18 protein-coding genes are annotated in these 21,636 nt (G+C 59.7%); 7 read left to right on the top strand and 11 right to left on the bottom strand.

What is annotated here, in order from left to right; all coding sequences use genetic code 11:
* Positions 1 to 5: 5 nt before the first annotated feature.
* A complete protein-coding gene (locus AC13RE_RS04105) occupies positions 6 to 1,253 on the top strand; it encodes a lytic murein transglycosylase (protein ID WP_488562034.1) in 1,248 nt (415 codons plus the stop codon).
* A gap of 145 nt (positions 1,254 to 1,398) precedes the next feature.
* On the top strand, positions 1,399 to 2,325 hold the full coding sequence (locus AC13RE_RS04110; RefSeq protein WP_488562035.1) for a DMT family transporter: 927 nt from the start codon (positions 1,399 to 1,401) through the stop codon (positions 2,323 to 2,325).
* A gap of 415 nt (positions 2,326 to 2,740) precedes the next feature.
* Here AC13RE_RS04110 and metF read toward each other — a convergent pair whose 3' ends face one another.
* From metF to AC13RE_RS04130, 4 genes are all read right to left on the bottom strand, one after another.
* The gene (metF, locus tag AC13RE_RS04115; RefSeq protein WP_488483079.1) at positions 2,741 to 3,643 is read right to left on the bottom strand and encodes a methylenetetrahydrofolate reductase [NAD(P)H]; all 903 of its coding nucleotides are present in this window, start codon (positions 3,641 to 3,643) and stop codon (positions 2,741 to 2,743) included.
* Position 3,644: 1 nt separating this feature from the next.
* Entirely contained in the window at positions 3,645 to 4,670 is a 1,026-nt protein-coding gene (locus tag AC13RE_RS04120; RefSeq protein ID WP_488483078.1) for an ArsR/SmtB family transcription factor, read from the bottom strand.
* A gap of 192 nt (positions 4,671 to 4,862) precedes the next feature.
* On the bottom strand, positions 4,863 to 6,512 hold the full coding sequence (gene ettA / locus AC13RE_RS04125) for an energy-dependent translational throttle protein EttA (RefSeq protein ID WP_132717015.1): 1,650 nt from the start codon (positions 6,510 to 6,512) through the stop codon (positions 4,863 to 4,865).
* Positions 6,513 to 6,637: 125 nt separating this feature from the next.
* A complete protein-coding gene (locus AC13RE_RS04130; RefSeq protein ID WP_488562036.1) occupies positions 6,638 to 7,384 on the bottom strand; it encodes a ribonuclease T2 family protein in 747 nt (248 codons plus the stop codon).
* 165 nt (positions 7,385 to 7,549) lie between these two features.
* On the opposite strand from AC13RE_RS04130, the gene AC13RE_RS04135 reads away from it, so the two are divergent.
* The 4 genes from AC13RE_RS04135 to AC13RE_RS04150 are packed head-to-tail and all read left to right on the top strand — an operon-like array spanning position 7,550 to position 12,333.
* On the top strand, positions 7,550 to 8,482 hold the full coding sequence (locus AC13RE_RS04135; RefSeq protein WP_488562037.1) for an alpha/beta hydrolase: 933 nt from the start codon (positions 7,550 to 7,552) through the stop codon (positions 8,480 to 8,482).
* Between the two features lie 19 nt (positions 8,483 to 8,501).
* The gene (locus AC13RE_RS04140) at positions 8,502 to 9,461 is read left to right on the top strand and encodes a DMT family transporter (RefSeq protein ID WP_488562038.1); all 960 of its coding nucleotides are present in this window, start codon (positions 8,502 to 8,504) and stop codon (positions 9,459 to 9,461) included.
* Positions 9,462 to 9,475: 14 nt separating this feature from the next.
* Entirely contained in the window at positions 9,476 to 10,678 is a 1,203-nt protein-coding gene (gene caiB / locus AC13RE_RS04145; RefSeq protein WP_488562039.1) for a succinate--glutarate CoA-transferase, read from the top strand.
* Positions 10,675 to 12,333 carry a thiamine pyrophosphate-binding protein gene (locus tag AC13RE_RS04150; RefSeq protein WP_488562040.1) on the top strand — a complete coding sequence of 553 codons (1,659 nt, stop codon included), beginning with the start codon at positions 10,675 to 10,677 and terminating at the stop codon, positions 12,331 to 12,333. Before caiB ends, AC13RE_RS04150 begins: the two co-directional genes overlap by 4 nt.
* Before the next feature lie 40 nt (positions 12,334 to 12,373).
* Here the strand turns inward: AC13RE_RS04150 and AC13RE_RS04155 are convergent, their stop codons facing one another.
* From AC13RE_RS04155 to AC13RE_RS04165, 3 genes are all read right to left on the bottom strand, one after another.
* On the bottom strand, positions 12,374 to 12,715 hold the full coding sequence (locus AC13RE_RS04155) for a RidA family protein (RefSeq protein ID WP_132717021.1): 342 nt from the start codon (positions 12,713 to 12,715) through the stop codon (positions 12,374 to 12,376).
* A gap of 89 nt (positions 12,716 to 12,804) precedes the next feature.
* On the bottom strand, positions 12,805 to 13,143 hold the full coding sequence (locus tag AC13RE_RS04160) for a protein tyrosine phosphatase family protein (protein ID WP_112334441.1): 339 nt from the start codon (positions 13,141 to 13,143) through the stop codon (positions 12,805 to 12,807).
* 72 nt (positions 13,144 to 13,215) lie between these two features.
* On the bottom strand, positions 13,216 to 14,055 hold the full coding sequence (locus AC13RE_RS04165; protein ID WP_488483073.1) for a DUF4432 family protein: 840 nt from the start codon (positions 14,053 to 14,055) through the stop codon (positions 13,216 to 13,218).
* A gap of 216 nt (positions 14,056 to 14,271) precedes the next feature.
* On the opposite strand from AC13RE_RS04165, the gene AC13RE_RS04170 reads away from it, so the two are divergent.
* Positions 14,272 to 15,732, top strand: a complete 1,461-nt coding sequence (locus AC13RE_RS04170) for a L,D-transpeptidase (RefSeq protein ID WP_488562041.1) — start codon at positions 14,272 to 14,274, stop codon at positions 15,730 to 15,732.
* 114 nt (positions 15,733 to 15,846) lie between these two features.
* Here AC13RE_RS04170 and AC13RE_RS04175 read toward each other — a convergent pair whose 3' ends face one another.
* The 4 genes from AC13RE_RS04175 to AC13RE_RS04190 all read right to left on the bottom strand — a co-directional run bounded on the left by AC13RE_RS04175 (position 15,847) and on the right by AC13RE_RS04190 (position 21,620).
* Positions 15,847 to 16,995: an iron-containing alcohol dehydrogenase gene (locus AC13RE_RS04175; protein ID WP_488562042.1), complete on the bottom strand. Its 1,149-nt coding sequence runs from the start codon at positions 16,993 to 16,995 to the stop codon at positions 15,847 to 15,849.
* Positions 16,992 to 18,377 (bottom strand): aldehyde dehydrogenase family protein, encoded by a 1,386-nt coding sequence (locus AC13RE_RS04180; RefSeq protein ID WP_488562043.1) that lies wholly within the window; start codon positions 18,375 to 18,377, stop codon positions 16,992 to 16,994. Before AC13RE_RS04180 ends, AC13RE_RS04175 begins: the two co-directional genes overlap by 4 nt.
* Positions 18,378 to 18,530: 153 nt before the next feature.
* Complete coding sequence (locus AC13RE_RS04185; protein WP_488562044.1) at positions 18,531 to 19,901, bottom strand: glutamine synthetase family protein; 1,371 nt, start codon at positions 19,899 to 19,901, stop codon at positions 18,531 to 18,533.
* Positions 19,902 to 20,048: 147 nt separating this feature from the next.
* Complete coding sequence (locus AC13RE_RS04190; protein ID WP_488562045.1) at positions 20,049 to 21,620, bottom strand: amino acid permease; 1,572 nt, start codon at positions 21,618 to 21,620, stop codon at positions 20,049 to 20,051.
* Positions 21,621 to 21,636: the final 16 nt, after the last annotated feature.

Raw genomic sequence — 21,636 nt, forward strand, 5'->3', positions numbered from 1 at the left:
CGCTCATGGATCGTGACACCATTCGACGCGGCGCTCTTGCGTTGCTCCTCGCCTCAGCCATGACCGGTACGGCGTTGGCTCAAAGCGCGGCACCGGCTGCAGTGCCGCCCGCGAGCAGCGATGCCACTCCGAAGGTAGCCTGCGGCGGCGATCTCACCGCATTTCTGGCCGGTGTGAAGGCTGAGGCGATTGCCGATGGCGCAGATGCTGCCGCTGCCGACAAGACGCTCGCTGGCGCCCAGATTGACCAGAAGGTTCTCGCCATGGACCGTAACCAGGGCGTCTTCCGTCAGACCTTCTTCGAATTCTCCCAGCGCACCGTCAGCCAGGGCCGCCTCGATATCGGCCGCCAGAAGATGAAGCAATATGCCGACGTCTTCGCCAAGGCCGAACAGGACTATGGCGTGCCTGCCGCTGTCATCACCACCTTCTGGGCGATGGAAACCGATTTCGGCGCCGTTCAGGGCAATTTCAACACCCGCAACGCGCTGGTCACCCTCTCGCACGATTGCCGTCGGCCGGACTTCTTCCGTCCGCGCCTGATCGCGCTGATCGAACTCGTCCAGCACGGCGATGTCGACCCAGCAACGACGACGGGCGCGTGGGCTGGCGAAATCGGCCAGACGCAGATGCTGCCACCTGATATCATCGCTTATGGCACCGATGGCGATGGCGATGGCCATGTCAACCTGAAGACCAGCGCACCTGACGTCATTCTGACAACGGCACGATTCCTCCAGCATCTTGGCTTCCAGCGCGACCAGCCCTGGCTGCAGGAGGTGACGGTTCCGGACAATCTTCCCTGGGAAAAATCCGGCATCGGCGGCACGCTGACCGCGGGCGATTGGTTCAAGCTCGGCGTCACCCCGCGCGACGGTAACACGAATTTCAGCTCTCTGCCGGCTGCCCTCATCTTGCCGCAGGGCCGCAAGGGTACCGCTTTCCTCGCCTATCCTAACTATACCAATGCCTATCTCGGCTGGAACAAGTCTTTCGTCTACTCGACCTCGGCCGCCTATTTCGCCACACGTTTTGCCGGCGCACCACCCTATAACAAGGGCAATCCCGAGCCGGGCCTCAATGAGGTCGACATGAAGGCGCTCCAGACCAAGCTTGTGGCCCGCGGCTACGATGTCGGCAAGATCGATGGCATCCTCGGCTCCGGCACGCGTGTCGCCATCCAGAAGGAACAGTTCCGCCTGGGCATGCCGGCTGACGGCTGGGCGACGACGGCATTGCTCAACGCACTTTGATTTCTCCCATATATCGATCGAAAAGGCGGCTCCAGGCCGCCTTTTTGTATCTGCTCCCCTCGCTCCCCATGGGCAAACCAGCAAGAAACGGGTGGAGAGCCTGTCCTCTTCCGGTTTAGATGCACCGAAAGAGGAGAGAGATGCCATGAATGGCGAACATCGAATGAGCGTTTCGAAATGGGGCCTGCTGCTGTTGCTCGGATTGATCTGGGGCGGTTCGTTCTTCTTCGCTCGTATCGCCGTTCACTACGTACCGCCCTTCACGCTCGTCTTTCTGCGTCTGTCGCTGGCGGCCGTGGCATTGCATCTCTATCTAGCCGGTCGCCTCAATATCTATCAGTCCCTGCGCCACCATTGGCCGCAATTTCTGCTGCTGGGCTTAATCAACAATGCGATACCGCATACGCTGATCTTCTGCGGCCAGACGCAAATGGGTGCCGGGCTCGCATCCATCCTGAACGCGACGACGCCGATGTGGACCGTGTTGATCGGCAATCAGCTCACCACCGACGAACGCTTGACATCGGCCAAGCTGGTCGGCTGCCTCACCGGCCTCCTCGGAACGATCGTGTTGCTCGGACCGAGCATTACCAGCAGCGGCTCGGTACCCTTCTGGGCACTCTCATTGCCGATCTTGGCGGCAATCTCCTATGGATTCGCGGCGATTTATGCCAAACGCTTCAAAGGCATCGCGCCGCCGGTTGTGGCAGCGGGCCAATTGACAGGCTCCTCGCTCATCATGCTGCCGATTGCGCTGGTGATCGACCAGCCTTGGGCGCTCGCCGTCCCACCTATGACGGCAATTGCCGCCATTCTCGGCCTGGCGCTGCTATCGACCGCTTTCGCCTACATCCTCTATTTTCGCATCATCGAGCTTGCAGGCGCCACCAACACCTCGCTCGTCACTCTGCTCGTGCCGCCGAGCGCGTTATTGCTCGGCTTCCTCTTTCTCGGAGAGCGAATGGGGCCGACCGAAATCGTCGGCATGCTGCTCATTGCCGCAGGTCTGCTCGTCCTCGATGGGCGGCTTTTCGCATGGATGAAACGCGGCGTCAGAACGCGGGAGACATGATCTCCCACTCCATTCACGTGGCCTACAGTCACAACATATTAATATTTATTCACAGCCCGTCATCGCGCCGGAAATCCATATTTATAAAGCAATATCAAGTCACTGCTGTCAGTTCATGAATCAAGCCGCGAACTCAGTACCGCGTCGCAGCATCGAATGTTCTTTCCAAGCAACATATTTTCGACATAACATTTAACAGCTGACTGAGGAGGAAGACATGGGATTAACACGATCCATCAACGTCCTAGTGGTCGGTGCGGCCTTCGCTTTCGTCGTGACGATGCTTTTCATCTGACGGCTTCAGGGAAATTCGCACACGATCAAACTCCGAGAAGTTAACAAAACCCCTGCCTTATTAGAAAAGCGCATGCCCGGCAGGACATGCGCTTTTTATCGTCACGCTTCGCAAAACGGTTTAGGCAGCAGCGCCGGCCTGGGAAGCCACCTTGCGCTGGAGGCCGAGCCGCTCAAGCACGGCGGACACAAGCGGCGAACGGTTCATCGTATAGATGTGAAACTCGTGAATGCCACGGCGCACGAGATCCTGTATCTGTTCGGCGGCCACGTCGGCTGCGACCTTGGCGCGTTCCTCGATATTGTCGTCCAGACCGTCGAAACGCTCATCAAGCCAGGAAGGGATACTGGCGCCGCATGCACCGGCAAAGCGCTTCAGCTGCGTCAGGTTCTGGATTGGCATGATCCCCGGGACGACGGGAATCTCGATGCCCGCTGCGCGAACGCGATCATGGTAGCGCTCGAAAGCATCATTATCGAAGAAGAACTGGGTCAAGGCTCGATCAGCACCGTTCTCTGCCTTGCGCTTCAGCATGTCGATATCGGCTGCCGTATCGCGGCTTTCCGGATGCTTTTCGGGATAGGCGGAAACGGAAATGTCGAAATCGCCGCGCTCCCGCAAAGCGCCAACCAGTTCCGCGGCATTGGCATAACCGCCCGGATGCGGTTGATAGGCCGAGCCGACACCACCCGGCGGATCGCCGCGCAACGCGACGAAACGGCGAACACCCGTAGCCAGGAACTCGTCGATCACACGATGCGTATCTTCGCGCGTAGCGCCGACGCAGGTCAGATGCGATGCGGTCGTGAACGGCGTCTCGTGGATCATCTTTCGCACGGCGGAAAGCGTCGGCGCCTTGGTCGAGCCGCCCGCTCCATAGGTTACTGAAACGAATTCAGGGTCCCAATCGCTGAGTTCCTCGACGGTGTTCCACAACTGCTGCTCGGCCTCTTCCGACTTGGGCGGAAAAAACTCGAAGGAGATGCGGATACCCGCGTTATGGCTTTCTGATCTCGAAGACATGTCAAACTCTCCCGGCAAGAATGGGGGATGACTGGTGGCCCTGGCCGGACGCAATCAGCAACCGCGGGTCACGCGCCAGCCAGATGGTGACGGTCAGCGCCTGTCCGCCTTCCCTCCCCGAATGAAGATCCTGCACGCGCTCCACATCCAGCCCCGCCAGTTTCAGCCAATCCGACATGGCCTGATGCGAGAAGCCGAGGCGAAGATGCGCATGCTCGTCACGCAGATATTCAAGCCCGTGCGGCGCGAGGTCGATGATGACAAGCCGGCCGCCGGGCCGCAGCATTCGTGCGGCCTCATTGATGGCAACCTCCGGCTGATCAAGGAAATGCAGCACCTGGTGGATGGTGATGAGATCGAAATCCTGCTGCTCGAGCGGCAGGTTGAAAATATCGCCATGCCGCACCGAGGCGGCGGTGATATTGGCACGGTCCAGATTGGCGCGGGCGACGGCCAGCATATCACGGCTGGCATCGATACCGACGGCGCGGCGATAATGCCCGGCCAGAAGCTGCAGCATCCGGCCGGTACCCGTGCCGAGATCGAGAAAGGAGTCGATCGGCTGCGGACCGATAAGATCGATCAGCGCCTTGTCGACATCCTCGTCGGCGACATGGAGACGACGCAACTCATCCCACTCGGCGGCATTGCGGCTGAAATAGGCCTGGGCGCGCTCGGCGCGAATGCGCTTTACGGAGGCGAGGCGTTCCCCGTCACGCAGCAGCACCGTATCCTTTTCGGCGGTATGACGCAGCAGGCTGCGAGCCAGCGTCACGGCCTTGCCCTCCTGCTTCAGCCGGAAGTAAGCCCAGGCGCCTTCCTGATAACGATCAATCAGTCCGGCTTCACCGAGCAGCTTCAAATGCCGGGAAATGCGCGGCTGCGACTGGCCAAGAATTTCGGTAAGATCGGTCACCGTAAGATCGCCGGCAGCGAGAAGCGCGAGAAGACGCAGCCTCGTCGGCTCTCCGACCGCCTTCAACACGTCTACTACGTCATCCAAGCCGAGTTTAACCAGATCTGTCATTCCACACCCAATCAAGATATAAAGATATCTTTATGTGATTTGGGTTTTCTTGGCAAGAGCCAATCGGCTACCCACCGGAGTTCGACGTCGGAAATCCGTTAGTTTCCGGCGAAAACAGAATATCGAGGGCGATTGCTACATAAACGAAAACCCCGGACAAGCCGGGGTTTTCAAAAGAGCCAAACCGAGAGCTCAGCGTGTCAGGCGCTTATGCGCCTGGCTGCCCGGATTGAGAGCATCGGGGCCGAGACGGCGGATCTTGTCCTGCTCGTAATCTTCGAAATTGCCTTCGAACCATTCGACATGGCCTTCGCCTTCAAAGGCCAGGATGTGCGTGGCCAGGCGGTCGAGGAACATGCGGTCGTGGCTAATGATGATGGCGCAGCCGGCGAAGTTTTCGAGCGCGCTTTCCAGCGCCGCCAGCGTTTCCGTATCGAGGTCGTTGGTTGGTTCGTCGAGCAGAAGCACGTTGCCGCCAGCCTTCAACATCTTGGCCAGGTGAACGCGGTTGCGCTGACCGCCAGAGAGATTGCCAACCTTCTGCTGCTGGTCGCCGCCCTTGAAGTTAAAGGCGCCGCAATAAGCGCGCGAGTTCATGTCGAACTTGCCGAGCTTGATGACTTCGGCGCCGCCGGAGATTTCCTCCCATACCGTCTTATTGCCGTCAAGCGCATCGCGGCTCTGGTCGACATAGCTGAGATGCACCGTCTCGCCGATGCGGACCGTGCCGGCATCCGGCTTTTCCTGCCCGGTGATCATCTTGAACAGGGTCGTCTTGCCGGCGCCGTTCGGGCCAATGATGCCAACGATACCGCCGGGCGGCAGCTTGATCGACAGATCGTTGATCAGCGTGCGGCCTTCGAAGCCCTTGGTGATGCCCTCCATCTCGATCACCACCTGGCCGAGACGCTCGCTGACCGGAATGATGATCTGCGCATCACCGGGACGCTGATTTTCGGCAGCATCGACCAGCTGTTCGTAAGCGTTGATACGCGCCTTGGACTTGGCCTGGCGGGCCTTCGGGCTGGAGGCAATCCATTCCTGTTCGCGGCTGATCGCCTTCTGGCGGCCAGCTTCTTCGCGGGCTTCCTGCTGCATGCGCTTGGCCTTGGCCCGCAGATAGGCGGAATAGTTGCCTTCGTAGGGAATGCCGCGACCGCGGTCGAGTTCGAGAATCCAGCCGGTAACATTGTCGAGGAAGTAGCGGTCGTGGGTGATCATCATCACGGCGCCCGGATAATCGCGCAGGTGCTTTTCCAGCCAGGCAATGGTCTCAGCGTCGAGATGGTTGGTCGGTTCGTCGAGCAGCAGCAGGTCCGGCTGCGAGAGAAGCAGGCGACACAGTGCGATACGGCGGCGCTCACCGCCTGAAAGGCTGGTGACTTCGGCATCGCGCGGCGGGCAGCACAAGGCTTCCATCGCCATCTCCACCTGGCTTTCCAGATCCCAGAGGTTCTGGCTGTCGATGATATCCTGGAGCTTGGCGCCCTCTTCCGCGGTCTCGTCGGAATAGTTCATCATCAATTCGTTGTAGCGATTGAGGATTTCGGTTTTCTTGGCAACGCCTTCCATGACGTTTTCGAAAACCGTCTTGTTGGGATCGAGCTGAGGCTCCTGCGCCAGGTAGCCGATGGTGGCGCCTTCGGCCAGCCAGGCTTCGCCGGTATATTCCTTGTCGAGGCCGGCCATGATGCGCAGCACGGTCGATTTACCTGCACCGTTCGGGCCGAGAATACCGATCTTGGCATCGGGGTAGAACGAGAGATGTATATTCTCGAGAATCTTCTTGGCGCCATAGGACTTATTCAGACCGGCCATATGATAAATGAACTGACGTGCCATAGCTTGGGTTGCTCCACGGGCGAATAGCGTTGCGATTTGTGCCGCTATGTAGGCGAAACCCCGCCCTCGGGCAACGGCGAAACCTTGTCCGAGGGCATTATCCGTGTCAGAAAGGCCGTATTTTCTCAGAAACCGGCCGCGTCCACCACACCCCGATCACAGCCGAAGGAGGTGCTGCCGGCCCCCTGGATCAGTTTGGCGAGCCGCGGCTCACTTCCCTGCTGGGGATCGATCGCATCTTCGGAGAGACCGATGGTCAGCTCCGAAATCATTCGGACATCGCCGACGCGGCGGCAGCTCATCTTGATGCGCGCATTGGCGCCCTCGCCGAAGCTCTGGTCAAAGGCTGCCTTGATGCTTTCGGCATCCAGCTCCTTGCCGATATTCTGCGCAAAGAGTTCGCGCACGGCAGACGTATTGAGTTCGGCAATCAGACCGGCGGCGATGGAGAAATATTGGTCGGCGCTGAGCTTCGTGCAGGTGCCGTGCTTGATCCATTCATGCCGTTCCAGGCCGGATTGAGTGCCTGGCATTGCCTTATCCAGCTTCGCCTTCACGTCTTGGGAAAGCTGCACGGCAGGCAGATCCTTCCAGTCGCGGCCACGATCCGCCTGCTTCAGATCCTCGGAAACATCGCAATATTCCTGCCGCATCGGCCAGAGGCCATGCAGGGAAAAATTCGTGGCATCATGATTGTCCGACGACTGGTTCCGGCATTCCGCCTTCTTCTGGTTCGTCTGACAAAATGCCGGCTCCCAGCTCGCCGCCAGGATAAAGCGCGTCCGTCCGCGGCTATGTTCCTGAGCCATGGCGCTCGCCGCCGTTCCGACCGAAAGAAGTACAACTGCAAATACTCGAAGCCACTGCTTCATTCCTGCCTCCAACTAGAACATTATGGGAACAAATAAGCAGTTTGAGCGAGCAGGCGCAATCCTGAATCACGGCGCTCGGAAAGATTTATTTCTGTGAGCTTTATCACCTATCCATTGCAATCGAGCGAGGGATGACCTTTCGTCTAACAGGGGAGGAACAAATATATGTTCGCCGAGACGCAGCGCCTGAAAAGTCCGACAGGCGCAACCCTTGCCTATCATCATTTGCCGGCGGCAACCGATGCTCGCGGCATCCTGCTGATATCGCACGGCCTCGCCGAGCATTCCCGCCGATACGAGGCCTTCGCGGATACGATGGCGGGCCGAGGCTTTCATGTCTATGCTCACGATCATCGCGGCCATGGCGAGACCATCGCTCACGACGCGCCGATTGGCCGCTTTGCGCGAAGAGATGGAGTGGGATTGGTCATCGCCGATGTGCTCGCCATGCGCGAGCTTGCCGCAAGCGCCCATCCCGGCGTGCCAATCATCCTGTTCGGGCATTCCATGGGCGGATTGATCAGCCTGAACACCGTCGTCACGCACCCCGACAAGTTCGATGCCGTCACAGTCTGGAATTCCAATTTCAATCCAGGCCTCGCGGGCCGCGCCGCTCAACTCATCCTCAAAACGGAGCGCATGTTCAAGGGATCGGACGTCCCGAGCGGGCCGCTGCCGAAACTGACCTTCGGCACCTGGGGACAATCGATCGCCAACCGCCGCACGGATTTCGACTGGCTCTCGCGCATTCCCGAGCAGGTGGACAAATATATCGCCGATCCGCTTTGCGGCTTTGATGCCTCTGTCTCGCTCTGGCTCGACCTATTCGAGTTGACCTTCCGGGCGCCGCAAAGAACCTATCTCGACCGCCTCCGGCGCGACCTGCCGATCCATCTCGTCGGCGGCGGCAAGGATCCGGCGACGGACAATGCGAAAGCGATTTCCTGGCTGGCAAACCATTTGAAAAGAGCCGGTTTCTCTCGTATTACCATCGAGATCTATCCCGACATGCGGCACGAGACGCTCAACGAAATCGGTGCCGAAGAAGCCATTTCCAACTTCGCCGACTGGTGCAAGAGGATAGCGGCAAACAACTGATTCTCATGGGAATTCCACAATGAACACCTCCAGCGGCTCCTCGGCGCGATTGCCGCAATCGGAGCTGACCTTCGGTTTGGTGACGATGTTTCTCTCCGTCGTCCTCTCGCCAGTCATGGATATCTTCTCCAAGCTCGCGGCGATCACGATTCCGCCGGGCGAAGTGACCGCCGCACGCTTCATCTTCCAGGCTCTTTTTGCGCTCCCCATGATGGCAATGCGCGGGAAATGGGGCGCGTGGAGTTGGCGACGCAGCGGCGTCCATGCCATCCGTGCCGCCGTGCTCACGCTGTCCATGGTGTCGTTCGTGACCACGCTGCAGGTGATGGAAGTGGCCGATGCCATTGCCATCTTCTTCGTCGAGCCGATGATGCTCACCATCCTCAGCAGCGTCTTCCTGAAGGAAACCATCGGCTGGCGGCGCTATACCGCCTGTGCCGTGGGCTTTTTCGGCGCGATGCTGATCATCCAGCCAAGCTTTCAGGAAGTCGGCTTTTTCGCCTTGCTTCCTATCGTCACCGCGTTTTGCGTCGCCGTTTACGTCATGATCACGCGGGTGGTCTCCCATAGCGAGGACGCATGGTCGATGCAGTTCCAGACGGCTTTATGGGGGACCGGCATCAGCGTGGTCCTGCTTGCCATCGGTCGAACGGCGGGATCTACAATCCTCGATCCGGTCATTCCGGATCTGATGGCCACGCTCTATCTGCTCGGCGTTGGTGTTACTGCAGCAGCGGCGGGTATCCTCACGGTATATGCCTATCGCGCCGTGCCGGCCTCGACACTTGCGCCGCTGCAGTATTTCGAGATCGTTTCCGCCACGATCTTCGGCTGGCTCGTCTTCGACAATTTCCCGGATGCGATCAAATGGCTCGGCATTCTCATCATCACCGGCTCCGGCCTCTACATTCTCTGGCGCGAGCGGCGCTTTGCTTCCAAGCCGGTATCCGATACATCTGAAACTGCATTCACGCCGTAAGCGAGTGGATCGACATGACAGACCAGAAAACCAAGAAACCTCCGCTGTCCGGTATTCGTGTCATAGAGCTTGCTCGCGTTCTCGCCGGCCCCTGGGCGGGGCAGATGCTGGCCGACCTCGGCGCCGATGTCATCAAGGTGGAAAATCCCGATGGCGGCGACGACACCCGCCAATGGGGTCCGCCCTTCGTCGAAGGCAAGGATGGCGAAAATCTCTCTGCTGCCTATTATCACTCCGCCAATCGCGGCAAGCGCTCCATCACCGCCGATCTCAAGACCGAAGAAGGTCAGGAATTGGTGCGCCGGCTGGTAAAAACAGCCGATGTGGTGGTCGAGAATTTCAAGCTCGGTGGCCTCGTCAAATACGGGCTGGATTACGAAAGCCTGAGGAAGATCAATCCCCGCATCGTCTATTGCTCGATCACCGGCTTCGGGCAGACCGGCCCCTATGCCAGTCTCGCGGGCTACGACTATATCGTTCAGGGCATGTCCGGCTTCATGTCGATCACAGGCGAGCCGGATGGCCAGCCGATGAAGGCCGGTGTCGCAATCGCCGATATCTTCACCGGCATCTATGCCGTATCGGCAATCGAGGCCGCCCTGATCCATGCGCTGAAGACGGGGGAAGGACAACTCATCGACATGGCACTGCTCGATGTACAATCCGCAGTGCTCGCCAATCAGAACATGAACTATCTGATTTCGGGTAAGCCGCCCGTGCGGCTCGGCAACGCCCATCCCAACATCTCGCCCTATGAAGTCGTGCCCACCGCCGACGGCTATCTCATTCTCGCTGTCGGCAATGACGGTCAGTTCCGCCGCCTATGCACCATTCTCGGCATGGAAACCAATGCCGATGACGAGCGCTATGCGACCAACAAGGCCCGCGTTGCCAACCGCAGCGAGGTTCGGGCTTTCATCTCGGCCGAAACGCTGAAGTGGAACAAAGCAGAGCTGCTGGAAGCCTGCAAGGCCAACGCCGTACCGGCCGGCGCCATCAACACAATCGAGGATATGTTCGCCGATCCGCAGATTGTGGCGCGCGGCCTGAGGATCGATCTCGAGGATAGCGCCGGCACTGTCATTCCGAGCGTCCGCACGCCGATCGTGCTATCGGAAACGCCGTTGACCTATACGCGGCCGAGCCCGCGTCTCGGCGAACATCAGGAGGACGTTCTGGCCGAATTGGCCGAACTGGAGGGGAAGGCGAGGAGATGAAGCGAACGGGCGGGCAACTTATCGTCGAGGCTTTGAAGGCCAATGGTGTGCAGCGCATGTCCTGCGTGCCGGGCGAGAGCTTTCTCGCCGTGCTCGATGCCCTGCATGACAGCGATATCAAGGTACTCGTCTGCCGCCAGGAAGGCGGCGCGGCGATGATGGCGGATACCTGGGGCGGATTGACCGGCGAGCCGGGCATTTGCATGGTCACCCGCGGTCCCGGCGCCACAAACGCCTCTGCCGGCCTTCATATCGCACGGCAGGATTCGATCCCGATGATCCTGTTCATCGGCCAGGTCCAGCGCGATGCCCGCGAACGCGAAGCTTTTCAGGAGGTGGAATTTCGCCGCGCCTTTACCGAATTCGCCAAATGGGTCGGGGAGATCGATGATGCCGCCCGCATTCCGGAATTCGTCACCCGCGCCTTCGCGGTCGCGACGTCTGGGCGTCCCGGTCCAGTCGTGTTGACCCTGCCGGAAGACATGCTGCGCGATGAGGTCGAGGCGCCGCGAGCGCTGCCCTATATGCCGGTCGCTGCCCATCCCGGCCGAGGCCAAATTGCCGAGCTCCGTCAGCGCCTCGCCGCCTCAGAAAGGCCGATGGTAATCCTCGGCGGCACGCGGTGGACCGAAGAAGCGGTTGCCGGCATCAGGCAATTCGCCGAGCGTTTCAAGCTGCCGGTCGGCTGCTCCTTCCGCCGGCAGATGCTGTTCGACCATCTGCATCCCAATTATGCCGGCGATGTCGGCATCGGCATCAACCCGGCGCTGGCAAAGGAAATCAAAGAGGCGGATCTGCTGATCCTTCTCGGCGGCCGCCTCTCCGAAATGCCTTCCTCCGGCTACACGCTGGTCGATATCCCCTACCCGCGCCAAAAGCTCGTCCATATCCATCCCGACCCTTCGGAGCTTGGGCGGGTCTATCGGCCGGACCTGGCCATTTGTGCCAGCCCAGCGGATTTCGTTGCGGCTCTGGCAGAACTCGATGCGCCAACCGTAACACCGTGGGCCGAACGCACGGAACGCATGCACGCGGCCTATCTCGCCTGGTCGAAAACACCGGAAAAGAGCCCCGGCGCCGTCCATATGGGCCGCATCATGGATTGGATCGAAGCCAATACGGCCGATGATGCGATCTTCACCAATGGCGCCGGCAATTATGCCACCTGGCTTCACCGCTTCCACCGCTTCCGCCGCTTCAACACGCAGGCGGCTCCGACGTCGGGCTCGATGGGCTATGGTCTGCCGGCCGCGGTTGCGGCAAAACAGCTCTTTCCCGAGCGCGAAGTCATCTGCTTTGCCGGCGACGGCTGCTTCATGATGCATGGCCAGGAATTTGCAACCGCTGTCCAGTATGGACTGCCGCTCATCGCTTTAGTCATCAACAACGGCATGTACGGCACTATCCGCATGCATCAGGAACGGGAATATCCAGGCCGGGTCAGCGCCACCGCACTCGATAATCCGGATTTCGCGGCCCTTGCCCGCGCCTATGGCGGCCACGGCGAAATCGTGAAGGCGACAGAAGAATTCGGCCCGGCCTTCGAGCGGGCGCGAGCGAGCGGCAAGCCGGCCATCATCGAGATTGCGCTCGACCCGGAAGCGATCACGCCCTCCCGCACCCTGACGGAAATCGCCCAGACAAAAGGCCGGTGAGCGCGAGCCCACCGGCCTTGAAAAATCACGGATGCGCGACTTAGAGCGCTGCCGTCACGATGAATTCGACCTTGTACTTCGGCGCTGCGAGCTTGGCTTCGCTGGTCGCACGGGCCGGCGTGTTGGCCGGATCGACCCAGGCTTCCCAGGCGGCGTTCATCTCAGCGAAGTAGGAGATATCCGAGAGGTAGATGATCGTCTGCAGGATCTTCGACTTGTTGGAGCCGGCTGCAGCGAGCAGGCGGTCAACTTCAGCCAGCGCCGACTTGCACTGATCGGTGACGCTTTCGCCTTCGCCAACCTGGCCGGCGAGATAGACGGTGTTGCCGTGGATGACAGCTCCGCTCATGCGGGCGCCAACGTCGATACGCTTGATGCTCATGGTGTTCTCCTGATGTTGTTCTTCGACAGGTAAACAGGGCATAGCTCACCGCCTGCCCCGCAATCAAAAGGCCGGGGGAAAGAACCCGTTCAGCCGCGGATGTGATGTGTCTTCTGATAGATCGCGGTCGAGCGTGCGCCGGAGCGGCAATAGCCGAGCATCGGCCGCGGAAACTCGTCCAGCGCATCAACCATGCCCTGCACGGCCTCTTCAGTTACGCCCATCGGGCCGACAGGCACCTGGGTGATCTCCAGACCGAGTTCCTTGGCGCGGGCTTCGATGACACCGAACGGCGTCTGATCCGGGCTTTCGCCATCGGGGCGATGGCAGACGATGGACTTGAAACCCAGGGCCTTGATCTGGTCGAGATCCTCTACGGTGATCTGGCCGGACACCGAGTATTCATCGTCGATCGGGCGGATATCCATGGTTCATGTCCTCTCTAAAACCGTGGCCTTGATCTACGCCGCCATAGGGCGAGCGTCAACCGCGGCACGCTCTCAAACAAAGGCAAAATTGAGCATGAAATTGCGGGCTTCACCGGGCTGGAGAATATTGAATTCGCCTGTCTCTTCCAGCTCGGCCCGCGAGACCCAGCGATGCGAAACAGGCTCGATACCGAGCACATGCGCCGGCGCGCGCTGATTGCGCCAGACCTGCAGGAATGGCAGCGTATCGGTGCCGAAGCGCACCCTTAGTGTCTTGCCGCCGATGGCCGCGATGGGGCCGAGACTGATCTCCGCCCAATCCTCGCCCTTGTCCTGCGCCGGCACGCAGAAGATATCGCCCCCCTCCTCGCCGAAGGTCCAGGGAAAGCCGCCATTGTCCAGCATCTGCCCAGCAAGGCGCGTGCCGTTATCGAACCATTTGCCGCCGATGTTCATGTGGTACATCAGGAAAACCGGCATCGCCTCCGTGCTGGTATTGACCAAACGGTCCGCAAGCGAGACCTCGCCCGTCGCACCATCGATCTGCCAAAGACGTTCGAGCCTCGCCGTGCGGCGTTCGGCGGCGACAACATCGATATCGGCGCGGCATTCCGCATTGCCATTCTCGAATTTAGTCCAGAGAATTTTGGCTGGATGGGACGCGAAGGAACCGTGAAGCGGATAGCGCTTGCCTTCATAGGCGCCGGACATCGGCTCAGGATGGCGGATATGGTCCGGACCGCAGGTGAAGAGGAAGCCTTCCACAGAATGACTGATCCGCGGATCGCCATCGTCAGGAACGGCACTTCCGGGCGCGAGGTCGTTGCCCTCGACGATGCAGGCGCCGATATCCAGAACGGACCCCTCATCAAGCGTCAATTTCGGCCCTTTCGCCGCAGAAAAATCCATCATCCTCAAAGTCCTCCCCGATCGGCGCCGAGCGCAGGTGCTGTCCCAAGGTGGCGCGCGGCTGAAATAAGCGGTTATTTGGCTTACCAAATCTTAACTTGAAGCCTTGATCACATAAATTTTTATATTTTATTCAGCATGATAATCTAAATCTCCATACTGGCGTCAAAATTGCCATGTGTGTGTCAGCCCAACGACCATCCCGAGGATCCGACAGACGTGAACCGGTTCGTAAAATTGAGTTTTGCCCTGGCAATGACTGCCACCGTGTCCATGCTCGCGCTCACGGACGCGCAGGCACAATATTATCGCAGCGGCAACGGCAACACGGTTCTTGTCACCCCTGACGGCCGGATCCTCGATCAGTATCCTTATGGTGGTGGATATTCCATGGCCCGCGACGGTCGCGGCCGCCGGGTCCTGATCGATGCCTACGGCAATGTCGTCGCCACGGAGATGAGGGCCAGCACCTACTATCCCCGCGCCCCAGCCCGCGATACCTATGGCAATAATGGCGGCCGGTATGGCGACACGCAGCTTTCCAACAACGGCGACTACCAAGACTATCGTCAATATCGCTCCGACAGCTACGGAAATTACGATGGCGCACCCAACAATGGTTACGACCAGCAGGATCGCGGTGTGGTAACCGGCGGAATTCCGCGCGACAGCGATATCCAGCGCCAGCCGCTCGACAATCAGCCATTGCCTGGCAAGAACCAGGGCCAGACGAACCCGAACGGCAACGACTACGCATCGATCGATCCACAGCAGAGCGCGCCCGACATCGTCAACAAACCGGCACCGGCCGAACCCGTCATCACGCTGAAGGGCAAATCGAAGATGGAGATCACCGCGCTGGAGGTCTTCCTCTCGCGGCAGGGCATTTCGCCGGGTGCGATCGACGGCAGAATGGGTGCCAACGTCACCAAGGCGATCTATGCCTATCAGCAGATGACCGGCCAGACGCTCGACCCGAACAATACCGACGCGATCCTCGAGCAGCTTCGCATGTCCGGCGGTATGCCGATCGTCAACTACACGATCACGGCGGCCGACGCCGCAGGCCCGTATGTCGCCTCTATTCCTGAGGACTATGCGGCTAAGGCACAGATGCCGTCCCTCGGCTATACCTCGACGACGGAAATGCTGGCCGAACGCTTTCACATGGATGAAGGCTATCTGAAGGCGCTCAATCCCGGCGTCGATTTCACCGTGCCGGGCAGCACCATCAAGGTCGTCAATACTGGCCCCAGTAAGACCGGCGCAGTCGCCAAGATCCTGGCGGACAAGGGCCGCAAGCAGGTTTTCGCCTATGATGCCAACGGCACACTGATCGCCGCCTATCCGGCCAGCATCGGCTCCGCCGACACGCCCTCGCCGTCAGGCACAGTCACGGTCGAGCGCGTCGCCTTCAATCCGGGCTATACCTACAATCCGAAGATCAACTTCCAGCAAGCCGGAAACGACAAGGTTCTCAATATTCCGCCAGGCCCGAACGGCCCGGTCGGTACGGTCTGGATGGCTCTTTCGAAGCCGACCTACGGCATTCACGGCACGCCAGATCCCTCGAGAATCGGTAAGACGCAGAGCCATGGCTGCGTGCGCCTCACGAATTGGGATGCGACCGAACTTGCCAAGATGGTCAAGCCGGGCGTCATCGTCGAATTCGTGGATTGATTACCAGACAGGGCTTCAATGAAAAAAGCCGCCGGGTGACACTCGGCGGCTTTTTTTTGTTTGGCCTGATAAGCTGCCAATTGCATCCCACATATCGGGGAGCTGAGTGCAGTATCAGAAGCAATCCCGGAAAAGAGCCTTGGTGTTTTCCAGCGTCAGCGGCACCGGATTGCCGCCGGCACTCGGGTCTTCGATCGCCATGGCGGAGAGCTCGTCGATTCGATCGGGCGCGATGCCTATGGCAGACAGATTTTCCGGCACGCCGAGTTCCGAGCGCAGTTGCAGCACATAGTCGTAGAAGCCGTCAAAACCGCCCGAGATGCCCAGATAGGCTGCGGCACGGGCAATCTTATCCTCGATAGCCTTGCGGTTGAAACGCAGGACGGCCGGCATAACGACGGCATTGGTCATGCCATGATGCGTGTTGTAGACGGCGCCGATCGGATGCGACAGCGCGTGGATCGCGCCAAGCCCCTTCTGGAAGGCGACGGCGCCCATGGCGGCAGCACTCATCATGTTGGCGCGAGCTTCGAGATCCGTCCCCTCGCGATAGGCGCGCGGCAGGAATTCCTTGACGAGCCGCATGCCTTCTAGCGCGATACCAGCCGACATCGGGTGGTAGAACGGCGAGGAATAGGCTTCCAGGCAGTGGGCGAAAGCGTCCATGCCAGTGCCGGCGGTGATGATCTTCGGCATGCCGACGGTCAGCTCGGGATCGGCGATGACGACGCCGGGCAGGAATTTCGGGTGGAAAATGATCTTCTTCACATGCGTTGCGGAATTGGTGATGACGCTGGCACGGCCGACTTCCGAACCGGTGCCGGCAGTCGTCGGCACCGCGACGATTGGCGCGATACCTTCGACGTTGGCGCGTGTCCACCAATCACCGATGTCTTCGAAATCCCAGACCGGGCGCGACTGGCCCACCATGAAAGCGACGCACTTGCCGAGATCGAGGCCGGAACCGCCGCCGAATGCGACGACGCCATCATGGCCGCCGTCCTTGAACGCTTTCACGCCGGCTTCGAGGTTCTTCTCGTTCGGGTTCGGGTCGACGTCAGCGAAGATGGCGCGGCCGAGACCTGCATCTTCCAGAATATCCAACGCCGTCGCCGTGATCGCCATCGAGGCAAGACCCCGGTCGGTGACCAGGAGAGGCTTCTTCATGCCCAGGCTCTTGCAGGCGTCCGCCAGTTCCTTAATCCGGCCACGGCCGAGCTTGAAGGCGTTCGGATAGCTCCAATTGGCTGAGATAGTGCTCATGCTGTTACTTTCTTCAGATGATAGGATTTCGGGCGCGTCAGATTGTGGAAGCCGATGATCGACAGCGAGCCGCCACGACCGGTTTCCTTGACGCCAGTCCAGCACAGCGCCGGATCGAGATAATCGGCGCGGTTCATGAAGACGGTGCCGGTTTCGATTTCGCGACCGATGCGCGAGGCGCGCTCGACATCCTTCGTCCAGAGCGAAGCCGTCAGACCGTAGGGACTGTCGTTCATCAGCTCCAGCGCTTCCGCGTCGCTCTTCACCTTCATGATCCCGACGGCAGGACCGAAGGTCTCCTCGCGCATAAAAGCCATGGAATGATCGACATTGACGAGGACCTGCGGCGCGAGATAGGCACCGCCATCGTCAGCCGGGAACAGCTTCGGGTCGACCAGCGCCTTGGCGCCCTTAGCAACCGCATCGGCGATCTGTTCACGCACCACCTTGGCAAAGCGCTTGTGCGCCATCGGCCCGAGCGACGTCTCGGGATCAAGGGGATTGCCGAGCTTGTAGTTCGAAACCCAGGCGACGGACTTCTCGACGAAGGCGTCGTAGAGCGATTCATGCACATAGATGCGCTCAATGCCGCAGCAGCACTGGCCGGAGTTGTAGGTCGCCCCATCCATCAGCGTGTCGACGGCAGCGTCAAGATCGGCGTCCTCCATCACATAGCCCGGATCCTTGCCGCCGAGTTCCAGGCCGAGGCTGGTGAAGGTGCCGGCTGCCGCACGCTCGATCGACCGGCCGCCTTCGACGGAGCCGGTGAAATTGACGAAGTTGAAGCTTCCGGCTGCGATCAGAGCCGAAGTCGTTTCATGATCGAGGAAGACATTCTGGAAGACATCGGCCGGAACGCCGGCCTCGACGAAAGCCTGCACCAGCCGCTCGCCGACGAGCAGCGTCTGGCTTGCATGCTTGAGAATGACGGTATTGCCGGCCATCAGCGCCGGTGCGACCGTGTTGATCGCGGTCATGTAGGGATAGTTCCACGGCGCGATGACGAAGACGACGCCATGCGGTTCGCGCTCGATGCGGCGGGCAAAATTGGCGCTGTCCTCGACGACCAAGGGTGCCAGCGCATCGGCGGCGATCGAGGCGACATAGTTGGAGCGCTCGTTGAAGCCGCGATATTCGCCGCCATACTTGATCGGGCGGCCCATCTGCCAGGCAAGCTCCGGCACCACTACTTCGGCCATCTCATTGAGCCGGGCCACGCCCTTCAGCACGAGCTGAACGCGATCCTCCAGCGGACGACGCGCCCAATCCTTCTGCGCCTTGCGGGCGCGTGCGACGACGTCCTTGGCAGCTTCCAGCGGCAGCGCCGGACGCTCGGCATAAACCTCTCCGTTCACCGGGGAGACGCATGTGATCATGGTCATGATCGAATTCCTGTTTTCTTAATCATCCAATTGATTGCCTGATGTTGCAGAACCTTTGCCCGCCTCTAAGAAGAAACGGCAGGTCAACGAGCATCCCGGCGCCCCTGCCCGATCGTAGAATGAAAATCGGGCAAGAGGCAGATCGCCAAAGCCTTACGCTCTTTCGAATCCGCGCGCCACTTCCCAATCCGTGATGCGACGATCATACTCCTCCTGCTCCCATTCGGCAGCGCGGGTATAATGATCGATGACATCGTCGCCAAAGGCGGCGCGCAGCATCTTCGAATTGGTCAGGGCTTCGGTCGCACCACGCAGGGTGCGCGGTATCTCGCGAACTTCGCGCGCGCCATAGGCGTCGCCGACGAAGGGCGCCTCAAGTTCGAGCTTGTTTTCGATGCCATCAAGGCCGGCGGCAATCAGGGCAGCAAATGCCAGATAGGGATTGAGATCCGAGCCACCGACGCGGCATTCGATGCGGATGCTCTTGGTTTCGGCACCGCACAGGCGATAGCCGGCCGTGCGATTGTCGGTGCTCCAGATCGCCTTGGTGGGTGCGAAGGTGCCGGCAACGAAGCGTTTGTAGGAGTTGATATAGGGCGCAAGGAAATAGGTAATTTCGCTGGCATGCATCAGAAGGCCCGCGACATAGTGCTTCATCAGCGGCGTCATGCCGTGTTCTTTTTCTTTGTCGAAGAATAGCGGCGTCTTGCCGTCTACACTCCAGAGCGACTGATGAATATGGGAGGAACTGCCCGCAGCGCTGTAGTTCCACTTCGCCAGGAACGTAATGGCCTTGCCCTTCGACCAGGCAATTTCCTTGCAGCCATTCTTGATGATGGCGTGGCGGTCGGCCATGGTCAGAGCATCGGCGTAGCGGACGTTGATTTCCTCCTGGCCGGCGGATGCCTCGCCCTTGGAGTTTTCGACAGGGATCTCCGCGCCCTGCAATCCCTTGCGGATCGCCCGCATCACATCCTCTTCCTTGGTGGTCTGGAAGATGTGGTAATCCTCATTGTAGCCACTGACGAGATTGAGATTGCGATAGCCGGATTCACGGGCACTGTCGTAGCTCTGGTCGAACAAGAAGAATTCAAGCTCCGAAGCCATATAGGCCTTCATGCCCATCGCTTCGAGACGCTTGACCTGCTTCTTGAGAATAGCGCGTGGCGAATGCGCGACTTCCTCATGAGTATGGTGGTCGAGCACGTCGCAGAGCACGAGCGCCGTGCCTTCAAGCCAGGGAATACGGCGCAGCGTGGCGAGATCGGGCTTCATCGTATAGTCGCCATAACCCTTCTCCCAGCTCGTCGACTTGTAGCCGGAGACAGTTTCCATCTCGATATCGGTCGCTTGCAGATAGTTGCAGCTATGCGTTTCCTTCCAGGCGCTTTCGATGAAGAATTCCGCCTGGAAGCGTTTGCCCATCAACCGGCCTTGCATATCGACCTGACATGCCAGAACCGTATCGACGCGCCCTTCGGCCACATCTCGCTTGAGGTCGTCGAACGTATAGCTGCTGCTCATAATTTGGTCCGCCTGAACAATGAATTGAAACGTCGGCCTGCCGAACGATACCGTCTTGCGGATAATCCGCGCGCGTGCCGCCGTGTCGCTACCGGTGAAAAGGGCCGCAGGTCTGCGACCCCATTGCTTACAAAGATTGGACTTCGCTTACTTCTCGCCGACGGCGGCTTCCGCTGCCGCGATCTCAGCCTTGCGCTTGGCAATGGCATCGCCGATCGGCGGACCCTTGAAGCGGCGGCGCTCGAAACCGAACCAGACGATGCCGGTCAGCACGAGGAAGCCGACGGTGATGATGCCTGCCCAGTCGTTCGGCGGCTGAATGCCGAGAACGAAGATGATGATCATCGCGATGATTGTCAGCACGGCAAACAGCTTGAACAGCCCTTCCCCGAGGTTCCAAGGACCCATCTTGTCCCACTTCGCCGTACCCCACGCGAAAAGACCGAGCGTGATCGGGATTGCGAAGGAGAAGAACAGGAAGATGACGGTGCAAGAGACGACGATGGTATAAACCGGCGTGTCACCGATCGATACCAGCGACGAACCCCAGACGAAGAGGACGGAAAGGATCGAGCCGATCCAGATCGCGGAAACCGGTGTGCGATATTTCGGGCTGACCCGAGATAGGGCCTTGGATCCCGGCAGACCGCCGTCACGCGAGAAGGCGAAGATCATGCGCGAAACCGAGGTTACCGTCGCAAGACCGCACAGCCACTGGCTGACGAAAATCAGCAGATAGAGAATGTCCTTCACGATGGGATTGACCCGCGCATCCATCGCCCAGAAGAACACATTCCAGCCCTGCTTGGCGGCATCGTCCATATTCGGCAGCATCAGCACGAACGAGCAAAGCATGATGTAGCCGAAGAGCGCCGACCACAGAACCGAAGATACCATGCCGCGCGGAACGGAATGGGCGGCTTTCACCGTCTCTTCCGAGGTGTGGGCCGAGGCGTCGTAGCCGGTGATCGTGTAGATCGGCAGCAGAAGGCCGAGCGCGAAGACCCAGAAGGTCGAAACCTGCGGCCAGACCGGCGCGCCGGTTGCCGAGCCGTCGGCAGCAATCGTCGCCAGACCGGAATAGTTGGTGAAGGTGAAAAGCCGCGCGAAATCATAGGACGGCGCAGCGATCAGGCACACAGCCGCCAGAAGGATCGAGGTTGCGAAGATCAGATAGCCGGAAAAGTCGGTCAGCTTCGCTGTCAAGCCGATACCCATGTGATTGACGAGTGCCTGAAGGCCCGTGATGACCACTAGGAACACGATGCGCACCAGCGTGGTGTCGGTCATATTGAAATAGCCGCCGAAGGCACCGATGAAGAAGTAATAGGTGCCGACATTGATGGCGCCGAGGACCGTGACGAGGCCGAGCAGGTTGAACCAGGCCGTCAGCCAGCCGGTGAAGCGATTGCCGAGGATCGAGCCCCAGTGATAGAGGCCGCCGGCCGTCGGATAGGCCGAGCTGATCTGCGCCATCGCGACGGCGAAGACGAGAGATATGAAGCAGCCGACCGGCCAGCCGATGCCGATAGCGGCACCGCCCGCACCCGATGTCGCCTGAGCGAGCGAATTGATACCGCCGGATAAAATGCAAATGATCGAGAAGGACACGGCGAAATTCGAGAATGAACTCATCCGCCGTTCCAACTCCTGGGCATAGCCCATGGAGTGCAGGATCTGGACATCCTGCTTTTTGTCTAACTCTGAATAATCAGACATGCCATTCCCCCTAAAG

Source organism: Martinezella sp. CNPSo 3959 (assembly GCF_057784355.1).